Source organism: Bowdeniella massiliensis (assembly GCF_023634005.1).
Lineage (GTDB): Bacteria > Actinomycetota > Actinomycetes > Actinomycetales > Actinomycetaceae > Bowdeniella > Bowdeniella massiliensis.
In genome coordinates this window covers 87,459-100,526 of sequence record NZ_JALIQR010000002.1, presented here as the reverse complement: position 1 = coordinate 100,526, position 13,068 = coordinate 87,459, and the positions used below count along the sequence as shown (strand labels likewise).

At 63.7% G+C, this 13,068-nt stretch carries 16 protein-coding genes and 1 pseudogene; 5 read left to right on the top strand and 12 right to left on the bottom strand.

The window, feature by feature from the left end:
* Window position 1: 1 nt before the first annotated feature.
* Window positions 2–1,261 carry a sensor histidine kinase gene (locus MUN85_RS01750; RefSeq protein ID WP_250505117.1) on the bottom strand — a complete coding sequence of 420 codons (1,260 nt, stop codon included), beginning with the start codon at window positions 1,259–1,261 and terminating at the stop codon, window positions 2–4.
* A 138-nt stretch (window positions 1,262–1,399) separates the two neighbouring features.
* Here MUN85_RS01750 and MUN85_RS01745 point away from each other — a divergent pair, with 138 nt between their 5' ends.
* Entirely contained in the window at window positions 1,400–2,047 is a 648-nt protein-coding gene (locus MUN85_RS01745) for a DUF4352 domain-containing protein (RefSeq protein ID WP_250505116.1), read from the top strand.
* A gap of 61 nt (window positions 2,048–2,108) precedes the next feature.
* On the top strand, window positions 2,109–2,690 hold the full coding sequence (locus MUN85_RS01740) for a TetR/AcrR family transcriptional regulator (protein ID WP_250505115.1): 582 nt from the start codon (window positions 2,109–2,111) through the stop codon (window positions 2,688–2,690).
* Here the strand turns inward: MUN85_RS01740 and MUN85_RS01735 are convergent.
* The 11 genes and pseudogenes from MUN85_RS01735 to MUN85_RS01685 form a co-directional block, all read right to left on the bottom strand.
* On the bottom strand, window positions 2,660–4,042 hold the full coding sequence (locus tag MUN85_RS01735; protein WP_250505114.1) for an MBL fold metallo-hydrolase: 1,383 nt from the start codon (window positions 4,040–4,042) through the stop codon (window positions 2,660–2,662). The two genes, MUN85_RS01740 and MUN85_RS01735, sit on opposite strands and share 31 nt — an antisense overlap.
* Window positions 4,043–4,136: 94 nt before the next feature.
* Window positions 4,137–4,499, bottom strand: coding sequence for a VOC family protein (locus tag MUN85_RS01730; RefSeq protein WP_250505113.1), 363 nt, complete (start codon window positions 4,497–4,499; stop codon window positions 4,137–4,139).
* Window positions 4,500–4,565: 66 nt separating this feature from the next.
* Window positions 4,566–6,185 (bottom strand): inorganic phosphate transporter, encoded by a 1,620-nt coding sequence (locus tag MUN85_RS01725; RefSeq protein WP_250505112.1) that lies wholly within the window; start codon window positions 6,183–6,185, stop codon window positions 4,566–4,568.
* Between the two features lie 167 nt (window positions 6,186–6,352).
* The gene (locus MUN85_RS01720; RefSeq protein ID WP_250505111.1) at window positions 6,353–6,826 is read right to left on the bottom strand and encodes a SixA phosphatase family protein; all 474 of its coding nucleotides are present in this window, start codon (window positions 6,824–6,826) and stop codon (window positions 6,353–6,355) included.
* A gap of 4 nt (window positions 6,827–6,830) precedes the next feature.
* On the bottom strand, window positions 6,831–7,661 hold the full coding sequence (locus MUN85_RS01715) for an ABC transporter permease (RefSeq protein ID WP_250505110.1): 831 nt from the start codon (window positions 7,659–7,661) through the stop codon (window positions 6,831–6,833).
* The gene (locus MUN85_RS01710) at window positions 7,658–8,494 is read right to left on the bottom strand and encodes an ABC transporter permease (protein WP_250505109.1); all 837 of its coding nucleotides are present in this window, start codon (window positions 8,492–8,494) and stop codon (window positions 7,658–7,660) included. Before MUN85_RS01710 ends, MUN85_RS01715 begins: the two co-directional genes overlap by 4 nt.
* Window positions 8,487–9,425, bottom strand: a complete 939-nt coding sequence (locus tag MUN85_RS01705; protein ID WP_250505108.1) for an ABC transporter ATP-binding protein — start codon at window positions 9,423–9,425, stop codon at window positions 8,487–8,489. Before MUN85_RS01705 ends, MUN85_RS01710 begins: the two co-directional genes overlap by 8 nt.
* A gap of 149 nt (window positions 9,426–9,574) precedes the next feature.
* Window positions 9,575–9,787: a nuclear transport factor 2 family protein gene (locus tag MUN85_RS01700; protein WP_284500830.1), complete on the bottom strand. Its 213-nt coding sequence runs from the start codon at window positions 9,785–9,787 to the stop codon at window positions 9,575–9,577.
* Window positions 9,788–9,935: 148 nt separating this feature from the next.
* Window positions 9,936–10,199 carry a type II toxin-antitoxin system RelE family toxin gene (locus tag MUN85_RS01695; protein WP_250505106.1) on the bottom strand — a complete coding sequence of 88 codons (264 nt, stop codon included), beginning with the start codon at window positions 10,197–10,199 and terminating at the stop codon, window positions 9,936–9,938.
* Window positions 10,200–10,424: a type II toxin-antitoxin system RelB family antitoxin gene (relB, locus tag MUN85_RS01690; protein WP_250505105.1), complete on the bottom strand. Its 225-nt coding sequence runs from the start codon at window positions 10,422–10,424 to the stop codon at window positions 10,200–10,202. It lies immediately after the preceding gene.
* Between the two features lie 121 nt (window positions 10,425–10,545).
* A pseudogene (locus tag MUN85_RS01685) lies at window positions 10,546–10,695 on the bottom strand (LLM class flavin-dependent oxidoreductase); the annotation flags it as partial.
* A gap of 107 nt (window positions 10,696–10,802) precedes the next feature.
* On the opposite strand from MUN85_RS01685, the gene MUN85_RS01680 reads away from it, so the two are divergent.
* Genes MUN85_RS01680 through MUN85_RS01670 form a run of 3 tightly spaced genes read left to right on the top strand, consistent with a single transcriptional unit; the run spans window position 10,803 to window position 12,980 of the window.
* Window positions 10,803–11,210: a hypothetical protein gene (locus MUN85_RS01680; RefSeq protein WP_250505104.1), complete on the top strand. Its 408-nt coding sequence runs from the start codon at window positions 10,803–10,805 to the stop codon at window positions 11,208–11,210.
* Window positions 11,207–12,490, top strand: a complete 1,284-nt coding sequence (locus tag MUN85_RS01675; RefSeq protein WP_250505103.1) for a relaxase/mobilization nuclease domain-containing protein — start codon at window positions 11,207–11,209, stop codon at window positions 12,488–12,490. The genes MUN85_RS01680 and MUN85_RS01675 overlap by 4 nt, the downstream gene beginning before the upstream one ends.
* Before the next feature lie 37 nt (window positions 12,491–12,527).
* Window positions 12,528–12,980: a hypothetical protein gene (locus MUN85_RS01670; RefSeq protein ID WP_250505102.1), complete on the top strand. Its 453-nt coding sequence runs from the start codon at window positions 12,528–12,530 to the stop codon at window positions 12,978–12,980.
* The last annotated feature ends 88 nt before the right edge of the window (window positions 12,981–13,068 follow it).

Sequence of the window (13,068 nt, the reverse complement as noted above, 5' to 3'; positions counted from 1 at the left end):
GCTACCCCTGCCACGGCAGGAATACCCGCACCGCAAAGCGCTTGTCGCCTCGGTCCATGGTGGCCCAGCCGCCCAGTAGCTCGGCGCGTTCGGCCACCCCGCGCAGGCCCGAGCCGGGACCTGCGGGCGCGGCGCTTTCGACGACATCATTCGTGACGTCGATCGTCACGCCCTGGCCCGGCCCGCCCTTGACGCTCAGCCACACTCTGGAGCCGGGCGCGTGGCGCGCGGCGTTAGTGAGGAGTTCTTGCACGATTCGGTAGGCGGCGCGTACGAGGGTGGCGCTTGCCTTGTCCGGGTCCGAGATGCTGACCGAGGAACTGCACTGCTGTGACGCGGCCAGCTGCTCATCGGCCAGGTGCGCAATGTCCGAAAGGGAGCGCGGCGCGGTAGCCGCCGAGTTGGCAGCAAAGGAGCCGGGCTGTCGCATCAGGCGCACGAGCGAGCGCAAATCGTCGACCGTTTTCTGCGTCTCGGTACGCACCAGCGTCGCATTCTCCGCGAGCTCCGGATCCGCCTCCTTCGCTGCCAGCTCCAGACCGCTCGCGTACAGGTGGATCATGGACAGCCGATGGCCGATCGCGTCGTGGACCTCGCGGGCGATCGCTTCGCGTTCATCCTTCAGCTCAAGTTCGGATACCACCCGTTCGGCGTGAGCCCGCTCTTGGCGCAGTTCACCCGAACGCGCGGCGAGCTCTCGGGTGGTCGCGGCGTTGCGTCCGAGCGCGATCGGGGTGACCGTGAAGAGCGCGAAGATGAGGACGGCGGAGGCGAGCGAGAACGGCACCGGAGCCGTCGGCGCGAAATCCGGCGATGATGCGGCGAGCATCCGGGTCACCGACGATCCGTGCAGCGTGCCAAGTGAATCGCGCACGATCCAGCCGAGCGTTCCGATGACGTGTAGCGCCGCAGCCTTCAGGCCATCGGCGCGGCTCGTGCGGCGCAGATATGCGGGCAGCACAAAGGCCATCACCGGACCAACGGGAAGCACGAGCTGGAACAGTCCGATGAGCCAGACCACGCGATCGCTGCGGTGCCGCCACCACACCATGACCGGCAGCACGAAGACGAGGACGAAGGAGCACACAAAGCTGATCGTCGCAAGCCACTGGATACTCGCCGGCCAGGCGGTTGCTTCCCACCGGCCCTGCGCCGCGCTCACGGCAAGGACGGTCGTCACGACGGTGCCCGCGGTCACGGCAACGGACCACATCACCGCATTCGTGCGGGAGCGGGTGGGAGACTCGGCAACCATCGACATACCGAGAGGGTATCGCGAGCTGCGGCGAGCCCCATCGGCCGATTGGCCAACCGGTTATGTCCACTCGGCTGATCCCCCAGCGCTGCCGGCAGCCAATGATGAGAAGCGTCAATTCCTGCGAAACCAAAGGAGCGCTCCATGAGCACGCCACAAGCCCCCGCCCCCGCGACCGAAGCGAAGAAGCAGAACTGGTTCGCGCGGCACAAGATCCTCACGGCGATCCTCGCCGTCATTGTCCTCGCGATCATCGGCAGCCAGCTGACCGGTACAAACGAGGCCGCCACGACTCCCGCGAGCACGACCGCCCCGGCGGCTACGAGCGCGGGTGGTGAGGCGGGCTCGTCGGATAACTCGCAGGAAACGACCGACGAGCCCGCCGAAGCGGAGGCCGCACCCGGAATCGGCGATACGATCACGGCCGGTGCCTTCGAGATCACAATTACCAAGATCGAGCCGGGCATCAGCAAGGTCGGGCCCTCCGGCTTTGAAGAAAAGGCCCAGGGCCAGTTCGTGAAGGTCTTCGCGAACGTGAAGAACACCTCCAACGAAGCGGAGTACTTCGTCGAAGGCGAACAAAAGCTCATCGATGATTCCGACCGCCAGCACTCGGCCTCTTCCTCGTCCATCTACCTGGACGAATCGCACCTGCTGTTCACCGAGATCAACCCCGGAAACACGGCTGAAGGTGTCATGCTCTTCGATATCCCGACCGACGCTAAGCCGGTCGCGATCGATCTGAAGGGCGGAATCTTCGGCTCCGCGACGCGGGTGTCGCTGCAACCGTAACCGCGCACCCGTTACGCGCCCGGACCTTTAAGCGAGGTCCGGGCGCGTTTATGGTTGAGGTATGACGAGCCGGGACCCTGTAAGCACGCGCCTGTTGGATGCGGCCGATTCCATCCTGTTCATCAACGGCCCCGTCTCTACCCGGGTCGAGGAAATTCTGCAGGAGGCGGCGGCATCGCCGGCGAGCCTTTACGCCCACTTTGGTTCCAAGGATGGACTCATCGTCGCGGCCCTGCAGCGGCGGCTGGAGGTATGGGATCGCGCGTGGAGCGAAGCGATCATTGCGGCGCCCGCCCCAGAGGACAAGCTCCTCGCGATCTTTCCCGCGCTCGCCACGTATCAGCGCGAGTACCTGCGTGAACGCTGGTGCGCCTTTTGCGCCACGACGGCAACCTACCCGCATCCCGGCGCCGACCTCGAAGAGGTCCTGGCCGCCGAAGACGCGCTGTTGACCGGGCGGCTGCGCGAGCTCGCCCAGCCGATCGCGGGCGATAGCGCCGCCGATCTCGCCGAGCTCATCGAGGTCGCCTACTGCGGAACCCTCACGCTTATGCTGCGCGGTAGCGACGAGGTGGCCGTCGAGCGGGGATGGCGCGCCGCTCGGCTCTTGCTTCAGTCTTTCAATGCCTCCCAGGCGCGGTAGCTGCCCTTCAACTCGGTCACGTCAAAGCCCGCCCGCCGCAGGGCCGCGGCAGCGACTGCGTTGCGTACGCCGGTTTGACAGTAGGTAACAATGCGGCCGGTGCGCGGGAGTTCCGCCGTCTGCCACAACACCCGCGCGGCACTGAGCTGCTTGGCGCCGGGAATATGCCCTGCGGCGTATTCCGTTTTGTTTCGCACATCCAGCAGTAGGTCATAAGAAGCGTCGTCCAGGTCCTTGGGGTCAAGAATCTCAGGCCTCACCTGTGGTAGTCCCGCAAGGCTTGTCACATATCCTGCGACGTTATCGACTCCGACTCGCACCGTGTGGTCCCACAACCGCTGGGCCTCCTCCTGGTCGGCGGCGAGGAGGATGAGCGCTGCGTCATCGGCTTCCGGGTCGAAGGCCCAGCCTGCGTAGGTGGCAGGTTTTGTGGCCGGGATATTGAGGGAGCCTTTCACCGTGGCCTGATGGACGGCATCGGCGCTTCGCGTGTCGACGAAGACATGGCTGCCGTCCTGCAGTGCGTCGGCGGCCTCCTGGGAACCAAACTCCCGAAGCGGCGCACGCTGACCAAGGATGGCGGGACCAGACCGGTTCTGCCGCTTCATCCGGCCAAAATAGGCGTGGGCATCGGGTTGTCCCTCGAGCAGCTCGGCGACGAAACCCGCTTCGTCGTCGTTCTTCACGTAGTGAGCCCACCAGGCGAAGGTCTTCTCGTAGCCGACAGTCGTAAAGGGCACCGAACCGAGCGCCTTGCCGCAGGCGGAGCCGGACCCGTGGGCGGGATAGACCTGCACGTAGTCAGGCAGGGTCACAAACGAGCGCTGCAGCGAGGCAAAGACCTGCCTAGCGCCAGCAAACCTCGTGTCGATGCCTCCGGCAGCTTCATCCAGCAAATCGGGACGACCGAGGTCTCCAGCAAAGACGAAGTCACCCGTAAAGAAGTAGGCCGGCTCATCAGCAAACGCGCCATCGGTGAGAAGGAAGGAAAGGTGTTCGGGAGTGTGCCCCGGGGTGTGGACAGCCTTGAGCGTGAGGTTGCCGATGGAAATCTCATCGCCATCAAAAATCCGGGTGCCCTCGAACTCGTACTGCCAGTCCCGACCGCCTTCCCCCGAAACCAGCACCTGCGCGCCGGTGGCCGCGGCGAGTTCACGAGTGCCGGACAAATAGTCGGCGTGGATGTGGGTTTCGGTGACATGCGTGATGCGCATGCCATTGCTTTCAGCGAGCTTGAGGTAGTCCGCGATGTCGCGGCGGGGATCGATGACGAGGGCCCCGCCCTTGGCTTGGCAGCCAATGAAGTAGCTCGCCTGCGCGAGATCCTCATCGTAGAGACGTTCTAACAGCATGACTTCTCCTTGGGGTAGCTCAATACCCTCACGATACCCCAGGGGGTATAAACATGCTAGCGTCGTGCCGCGCTATGACCCGTGGAAACTGCTGTTAGTCGTCCAGCCCGTAGGCAAGCTCGTGGTGTGGTTCGTAGATCACCATCGGGCGTGATCCTGGGACGTCGACCATCGCCACCCGCCCATAAGACGCCTCCCAGACATCTCCGATAAAGGTCGCGCCCTTCGAGGTCAGCTCGGCGACGGTCAGGTGAATGTCGTCGCACATGAAGCAGATCTGATGCCCGTCGCCCGCGGCGGGTTGGCCCGGGCGGACACCAAGTTCGCTTGGGCCGGTGGAGAAGATCAACCAGTCGTCCCCTTCGGCAACGAACGGCATCTCAAGCACGTCTCTAAAGAACGCCCGGGTCGCGGGCGGGTCGGCGGAATAAATCATGGTATGAACCGCTGCGATCACTTGGTCACCTTACCCGCAATTCGCGCGCACCCGTAGCCAGTTCCAACATTCGTCGGAAAATCCTCGTTAAAAGAGGATTCGTAGCAGGACCAAGGTGAGTGCAGAAACAGCTGCCGCCGCCGGAAGCGTCACGACCCAGGCCATTCCGATCGGCTTCATGAGGCGCCAGTTGGTCGCCTTGTTTGCCAGGCCGATGCCCAGGACAGCTCCGATCAAGATGTGTGTGGAGGAGACGGGCAGTCCCAGCACCGATGCCAGCATGACGACGACTGCCGCCGACAGCTCGGCCGAGAAACCGGAAGAGGGGTGCATCTTGGTCAGCGAGGTCCCCACGGTGCGGATAACATTTCGGCCGATGAACCACAGTCCGACGACGAGCGCGATACCGAAGGTCACGAGAGCCGGCGTCGGCACAGCTGCGGTTGACTCGATCTGACCTGTGCGCAGGACATCCAGGATTGCGGCGAACGGGCCGAGCGCGTTAGCGATGTCATTCGAGCCGTGGGAGAAGGCGAATCCCGCAGCAGTGAAAACTTGCATCCAGGAGAAGATGAGGAACGTCGTGCGCGAGAGCGATTTGCGCTTCATCGAGCGCACGAAGATCAGCACCGCCATCCATACGGCGGCCCCGACCATCCCCATGATGAGGACGTAATTCATCGAGGAAATCTCGAGCTCAATGTTCTCCAGCCCCTTGAACAGCAGCATGGCCGCAAGGACGAGCGCGCCGACCGCCGCAAGGACAGGCACCCAGGTTTCCAGTGCGCGATGAGCATCGATGCTCTTGGCTTCACGGTCGAGTTGCTCCAGCTCGCGGTAGTAGTCGGACTCGAGATCCTCGATGTCGTAATCGTCGTGACGCACGACGGCCGCGTCGCGCGCGAGGGCGCCGGTGTAGGCCACCTGCTGAATTTCCGTCAGGCGCTCGAAGGCCTGCTTGTGTCGATTGCGGTGATCCTTACGCGCCTGCCGTAGCCGCGCGAGCGCCTCGTCGGCTTCGTCGTTGTACTGCAGGATTGACTTCTTCACCCACCGGTAGAGCAGGTAGGACACGAGGCCACCCAGCGCAGGCGAGAGCACCCAGGAGATGGCAATCTGGCCGACCTGGCTCCACTGCACCATTTCAAGCGGATTGTCCTGGCCCGTGACGAACCCCAGGGCCACCGCAGACCCGACGATGCCACCAATGATCGAGTGGGTCGTGGAGACCGGGTAGCCCATTTTCGAGGCAAACATCAGCCAGACGGCGGCAGCAAAAAGCGCCGCCATCATGATGAGCATGAAATCGTGCGGCGCTACGTCAATGACCGACAGGTCTACGATGCCGCTTCGCACCGTGTCAGTAACGGAACCGCCGGCAATAACGGCGCCGCTGACCTCGAAGACCGCAGCCACCAACAGTGCCTGCTTGATCGTGAGTGTTCCGGCGCCGACGGAGGTTCCGAAGGAGTTGGCAACATCGTTACCGCCGATATTGAACGCCATGAAGACGCCGAAGGCGGTGGCCAGCAGGAGCATGGGGGTGCTTGCTTCCACCCCGATGTATCCCAGGCCCCACCACACGAAAAGGATCGCGGTGAGGATACCGATGAGCGCGAACGATAGGTTCCAAACTCTGTTGGAACCCTCGTCGTCGATCTGGGTCGCCTTTTCAGCCGAAAATGGCCTGGGCGATCGACTAGCCATGTCACTCCTTGGCAAGGTCCGCTGGTCGTCTCTTGCACACTAACGCAGCGTGCCGAGGTGGTGCCAGGAAGTTCGTCCTCATCGCTTAATGGATTAACCACATTGCCAAACGATGAATGACCGAAAGGTTAACGGCAGGTTAACGGCCCGCGCTTCTGGCACGGCTGCTACCCGCCCGGTCGACCACAGAATTGAAGCGTCCCGTCGTTAAGCCAGCGATCACTCGAGGCATACTCAATGACCGCGACGGCCGAGGTCACCATCCGCGCGGCCTGACCCGTCAGCTGCGTCGCGAGATCTTCCAACGCCGGGTTGTGACCAACGACAAGGACTGAGCCCGCCTCGGCGATGCCTGCAATGGCGCGTTTAAGGCTCGTACGCGAAAACGTGTAGAGCTCTTCGTAGGTGCGCACTGGAGCTGACGCGTCCCACTGAGTGGCGATGAGTCGCCACGTTTCTTGCGCGCGCACCGCTGGTGAGAGGGCGACAAGGTCGACGTCAAACGCCTGCTCTGCAAGCCACTTCCCCGTGCGGGGAGCTTGCCTGCGTCCCCTGGATGCCAGCGGCCGATCGATGTCGGGGACGACGATGTCCCAATCGGATTTCGCGTGGCGCACGAGAATCAGTTTGCTTGCTTCCATACCCCTAGCGTAGGAAAAGTCGGCGAAGCCTGAAGGTCGTCAGCACGAGGCCAGCGAGAGTCATGATGACGAAATAGCCGATGTGCAGTGGCGTTTGGGCAGTAAAGACGCCAACCGACAGCTGGCGCATGAGCTCGACGCCGTGCCACAGCGGGAGCAGCTTGATCACTGTTTGCACTCCCTCGGGGTAGACCGAGATCGGGTAGAGCGTTGCGGACAGCAGGAACATCGGCAGCAGGATGAAGTTGATGAGATCCATCTGCTGGAACGTTTTCATGAAGGAGGTGACGCCCATGCCGAAGCTGGCAAATCCAAAGGCCACCAGTACCGCTGCCGGGATCATGAGCAGCGGCCAGAAGCCGCTGACGATACCCATCGCGTACAGCACACCCATGAACCCGATCGAATAGAGGAAGCCGCGAAACAGTGCCATGACGATCTCACCGATGGCGACGTCGAGCGGCCCGAGCGAGGTGGAGACCATTGCCTGGTAGAGCTTGGCGTAGTGGAGCTTAAAGAACACGTTCCACGTTGAGTCGAAAATCGCGCCATTCATCGCGCTCGTGGCCAGGAGCGCGGGAGCGATGTAGGCGACGTAGGGCACCTGCACTCCCCCGGGACCATCGACGGTGCCCACGAGAGAGCCGAGGCCATAGCCCATGGCTAGCAGGTAGAAGACGGGCTCGAAGAATCCGGAGATCAAGATGAACCAGTTGGAGGTCATGATGACCTTGAACCCGCGCTCCAGCACGGCACGGGCATTTCCGGAATAGAGCCCCCGCAAGGGGCGCGGGCGCTGCAGTCGTTTCACGATGAGGTTGGTTGGCGTCGTCATGAGGTCAGTCGTTTCGAATACGAGCGGGCGGCGGCAACGATCCCCACGCCGATACAGGCCACCAAGAACATCATGTGGATGGCGAGCAGCCAGCCGGAGATCTCCTTACCGTAGGCAGCGAAGCGCGCGAGTTCGGCGCCATGCCAAATCGGCGACAGCCACCCAATCCACTGCAGGTAGCTCGGCATGACTGCCAGCGGAAAGAACGTGCCGGAGAACAGGAACAGCGGCATGACAACGAAGCGCTGGATCGTGGAGAACTCGGTGCCCTCGCTCTTCAGGGTCGCGGCATAGGCCTGTAGGGGCGCGCCAAAGGCGAGCCCGGCAAGCGGCCCAATAATGAGCAGCAGCGGCCAGGTCGCGGCGAAGTTGTAGCCGAAGAGCCACATGAGGCTCGTCGTGATCGCCGCCTGGAGCACGAAGCGGAACGCTACCGCGAGCAGGTGACCAAACGAGACGTGCCACGCGGCCAAAGGCCCGGCATGCGGCGCAAAATAGTACCGCTGCCAGTTAAAGCCCGACATCACGGGATAGGTCAGCTCGGTAGCGCTGGATTGCACGGAAATCGACACGAGCAGCGCAGGCGCGACGAAGGTCAGGTAGGCAACGCCCTCGACGGTGCCGGAGGAGGCGTCCACGAGTTTGCCAAGGCCGATCCCCATTGCGATGAGGTAGAGCAGCGGCTGCCCGATGTCGGAGACGATGATCGGCCAACCATAGCGACGCATTTGCCGCAGGTAGTGCTCGGTGAAGTACCACCAGCCGAATCTCTTTGCGCGGCGCGCGGCCTCCATCGCGGAATGCGGCCGGCCCGTGTAGACGGTGTCAGTCAATGAGGCTCCGACCGGTCAGGCGCAAGAAGACGTCTTCGAGCGATGAGCGGCGCACGAGCGATGTCGTGGGCGACAGACCGCGAGCCGAGACCGCCTCGAGGACATCGTCACCGGAGTCGGCGTAGATGAGGATGCGGTCGGGCAGTACTTCGATGCGCTCGCCGATGCCGACAACCTGGTCGATGATCTGGTCGGAACGGCCCGCACCGAAGCGCAGTTCGGCGACTTCGCGCGAGGCGTAGGTGCGGATCAGTTCACGCGGGGAGCCTTCCGCCATGATGGCTCCGCGGTCGATGACGATCAGCCGGTCGCACAGCTGCTCGGCCTCGTCCATGAAGTGGGTCGTCACGATAAGGGTGACGCCCTCTTCCTTGAGCCGAAAGAGGCGATCCCACAGGATATGGCGCGCTTGCGGATCCAGGCCCGTCGTCGGCTCATCCAGCAGCAGCATGCGAGGCTCATTAATGAGCGACCGGGCGATCGTCAGGCGCCGCTTCATGCCGCCCGACAACTCGGAGATCTTCTTGTTCTTGCGGTCGGTCAGCTGCGCGAAGTCCAGCAACTCCTCGGCTCGCGGCTTCAGGTAGGAATACGGCAGCCCGAAGTACCGGCCGTAGATCACGATGTTCTCCCCCACCCGCAGCTCCTCATCGAGGTTGTCCTGCTGGGGAATGACGCCGAGGTGAGCGCGTACCTCGGGCCCGTGGGTTTCCGGGTCGAGGCCCATGACGGTTAGGTCACCGCCACTGCGCTGCAGCGTGCCGCCGATCATGCGCATCGTCGTCGACTTGCCGGCACCATTAGGGCCGAGCAGGCCAAAGGATTCGCCGGCGGCGACATCGAAATCGATGCCGTCGACCGCAGTGAAACCGCCGTAGGCCTTGGTGAGGTTGCGTGCTCGGATCACGGGAGCAGCGGAGGGAAGGGTCACCTACGAAGACTAACCAGGACCTCGTTGCCACGCTAGGTTTTTTTAGCGGCTTAGCAGTCTGAGGCGGGCGTGCCCTGATGGAAAATGCATTGAGCGCTGTCCTTGCTGACCCGCCGCAGCGATGAATGCCGGCTGTGCGGCTGTCCGAGTTACAGGCCGTAGGAGAGCAGCACGATGTCGTGGGCGATCACCTGAGCCTCAGGCTCACTCAGGACAGCATCGGTCAGCGAGCTTTCTTCAGTCACCAGTTCGGCGATGATCTCGTCTCGGTTCCACCTTCTACCGGACCGTCCGATCTCGTAAAAGTCATCCGCCAGAAACTGGCGGAAAAGCTCCGAGTCACGACGCACGCGAGGAGACAGTAGCTCTTCCTCGCCTCGCCAGGCGAGGGTGATGAGGCGATGGGTTCACATCGCGTATCCCTCGAGCGGCCCGCGGTGTTCTACTTCCAGCCCGGGGGCGGAGCCACGCGCTCGGCGAAGGACTGCAGAATGTGCGGGTACAACAACATCACTTGTAGTTGTCGCGTCGATGCCCGATTTCGATCGCGAGCACGATAAGTTCAGACTCGCGAATCTCACAGAGCACGCGGTAATCGCCCACGCGATAACGCCATTTTCCCGACAAACCCGTAGTAAGGCTCTTACCCTGCGAGCGCGGGTTGTCGCAGCCGTCGATGTTCTTATTTAGCCATGCCACGATGACGCGGCGGACACCTGGATCCAGCTTGCTTAGCTGTTTGTCAGCTCGTTGAGAATAGAACAGTCGCCACATTTACAGGTATTTCGCCGCAACCTCGTCGGCTGTCAACGTTTGGGGGTCAGCGTCGAATTCGCGCTTTGCATCTTCCCACGCGACCAGATCCAGCTCATCTTCGATGCGAGAGAGCGCCGCGGTGCGCACAAACTCAGAAATGCTCATGCCGAAGGTCTTTGCATAGTCAGCGAGCAATTGCTTCTCTGACTCTGCAAGACGCAGGGTGACGGTTGTAGTAGCCATGAATCCTCCTGTGTTACAGCGTAACACAGGAGCTCGAATTGCCTAGGAGGGCGGAACAACACGACGAGATCGTTACGATCTATGACTTCCCGGTAAACGACCTTCCGTCATAAAGAGACGTTCAGTTGATTGCGTATCCCTCGACTGGCCCCTCGGTGTTCGGCTTCCAGCCCAGCGCCGGAGCCACGTGCTCGGCGAAGGACTGCAGGATGTGCAGGTTGTAATCGACCCCGAGCTGGTTCGGGATCGTGAGCATGAGGGTATCGGCGCTCGAGCGCCAGCGAAATGTCCGACACGGCTACTGCTTGCCACTCTGGCGTACAGGTGGAGCAGCAGACCGACTCCCAGGTGAACACCGGTCGGGCTGATGCGGAGGCTGTGCGTCAGAGTCACGGCGGCGCGAAGCGTCGTCGTGGCAGCGGCGGGCGGCTCGATACCCGCTTCGATGACGCCACACTCGGGGCGCTTCGCACTCGTGCGACGCGGCTCGGGCTGGCTCCGAGCACGTGGGTGCGGACCGTCGTCCGGGATGCCCTCCACGCCTCTCGGAGCGAGGAGTTGGACGCCGCCGTGGCCGCGCACCTGCTCGGGGTCGAGGCGCGGGTGCAGGCGTCGGCGGATGCTCGCGAGCTGGCCGCGCAGATTCGCCCTCTGGCGATCAACGTCAACGACCTCGACAGCCGGGCGCGGGCTGGTGAGTCAGTGGCGCTGTCGGCGGAGGTGCCCGAGCTGATCGAGTTGCTGCGCGAGGTCCGCGCTCTGCTCGGGGATCGGGCGGCCTCATGAGCACCACGCACTACAGCCCGAGCGCCAGCGCCGCCGACACGGAGCGCTACATCCGAGGCAAGGAGGACGAGCGCGGGGCCGCGGTCACGTGCGACGTGCCGGGAGGCCCCGGCGCATTCTCGGCCCGCGCCCGCGCGCTCACGCAAAACACGAAGCGCGGCGTCGAGGCGCTGCACTACCGGCAGTCGTTCAGCGACGAGGAGTTCGACCCGAAGAGTCCGGAGGACGTGCAGCGCGTGAACGATCTCGGTTATCAGCTCGCGAAGAAGATGCACCCGGATTCCGACTGCCTCGTGGTGACGCATGTGGAGCGGGGCAAGAAGCCGCACAACCACATCTTGGTCATCAACCACAACAACCGGACGGGGAAGGCGCTCTCGGACTATCGCACGTTCCACGACCGCAAGGCCGGGAATCAGCGGGGCGTCCAGTCGGCGAACGACCAGCTGATGCGAGAACACGGGCTCTCGGTCGTGAAGCGGCTGGAGCACGCACCGAAGGACTGGGAGCTGCGCCGCGAGGACTTCGCCGAGGGATCGCTCGACCGCGAGATGGGCGACCGGATGAGCGCGGCGCTGGCCGATCCCCGGGCGGTGGACAAGGCCGGTCTGGTCTCGGTGATCGAGGAGCAGAACCAGCGGCTCGGCGATGACGGGGAGCGGGTGCCGCGGATGCGGTTGCACAGCCCCGTCAGCAAGAAGGGCAAGCGCGCCGGGCAAGAGACCTGGACGCTCTACATCGAGGATCGCCGCGGCGAGTCCGGCCGCGCCGAGCGCCGTAAGCGCGCGAGCGCCCTCTCGGCGGACTTCACCCCGGAGGGCGCGCAGGCGTTCTTCGACTATCACCAGCAGCAGCAGGAGAAGGAACATGAGCGCAGCGCTCGACAGGCTGAAGCAGCAGAACGCGCAGGACGAGCAGCGGCAGCAGCTCGGCAGTCCGGAGACGATGGAGCTGTTGACCTCGATCCTCGCCGCCGTCGAGGCGCAGAACACGAGGATCGCCACGCTGACCGAACAGCAGAAGAAGCTCGCGCGGTTCGTGAAGGTCATGGACGAGGAGACGACGAGGCGGCTGGAGCGGATCACGGCCCCGGCGTCGACCTCCTCGCCCTCCAGCGACGTGTCCGCGAGGATCGCGAGTATCGAGAGCAGGCAGAACGAGATCGAGAGCACGCTCGGCGAGTTCGCGCAGAGTCTCAACGGCGAGAGCTTGAACGCCGCGTCGCGGAGCTTGGTCGCGGAGGCGCAGAAGAATCGCGCGGCTACGGCCTCGGCGATTGAGGGTCTGAAGGCGCAGGTCACAGCGAACCAGAAACTCGTGAGCCAGGTCGGCGGCGCGGTCCAGCGGATCGAGAAGCGCACCGAGGAACGGGTCGAGAAGGCTGTCGAGCAGGTCGCCGGGGAGGCTTCGGCCACGATGACGGCGAACCTCGACGCGTCCAACGAGCGCGCCGAGCGGATCATCGCCGCGACGGCGAAGCTGGAGGCGCGACAGCTCTGGTCGGCTGCCGCTGCGATGTGCCTCGCCCTCTTGCCGGTGGTCGTGGTCGTCGCTGGGCTCTGGATGGGCATCGCTGGGCTCATCACAGGCGCTCAGTGGGCCCTCGACGTGGACGGGAGCCTGTGGCTCGGCATCGGGCGCTGGCTCGTGGTTGCCGTGGGCCTCACCGGGGCCGACTACGGGCTCTTCGCGTCCGTCCGTTGGGTCGCGTGCCTCGTCGAGACCTGGAGGGGCCGCGGGATGCCGAAGTGGCCCCGCTGGCGCAAGTAGGTGAACCCGGTTCCCGAGGGCAAGCGCGCGGAGCGCCTGCGGCAGCCCTGACGAGTCGACAATGAGTCAGCACACGCTGTATAGTTCA

Coding starts and splice junctions, on each gene's coding strand:
- MUN85_RS01695 (WP_250505106.1), bottom strand. CDS start 10,199: ATGTGGCGACTGTTCTATTCTCAACGAGCTGACAAACAGCTAAGCAAG.
- relB (WP_250505105.1), bottom strand. CDS start 10,424: ATGGCTACTACAACCGTCACCCTGCGTCTTGCAGAGTCAGAGAAGCAA.
- MUN85_RS01740 (WP_250505115.1), top strand. CDS start 2,109: ATGACGAGCCGGGACCCTGTAAGCACGCGCCTGTTGGATGCGGCCGAT.
- MUN85_RS01735 (WP_250505114.1), bottom strand. CDS start 4,042: ATGCTGTTAGAACGTCTCTACGATGAGGATCTCGCGCAGGCGAGCTAC.
- MUN85_RS01725 (WP_250505112.1), bottom strand. CDS start 6,185: ATGGCTAGTCGATCGCCCAGGCCATTTTCGGCTGAAAAGGCGACCCAG.
- MUN85_RS01715 (WP_250505110.1), bottom strand. CDS start 7,661: ATGACGACGCCAACCAACCTCATCGTGAAACGACTGCAGCGCCCGCGC.
- MUN85_RS01675 (WP_250505103.1), top strand. CDS start 11,207: ATGAGCACCACGCACTACAGCCCGAGCGCCAGCGCCGCCGACACGGAG.
- MUN85_RS01750 (WP_250505117.1), bottom strand. CDS start 1,261: ATGTCGATGGTTGCCGAGTCTCCCACCCGCTCCCGCACGAATGCGGTG.
- MUN85_RS01745 (WP_250505116.1), top strand. CDS start 1,400: ATGAGCACGCCACAAGCCCCCGCCCCCGCGACCGAAGCGAAGAAGCAG.
- MUN85_RS01720 (WP_250505111.1), bottom strand. CDS start 6,826: ATGGAAGCAAGCAAACTGATTCTCGTGCGCCACGCGAAATCCGATTGG.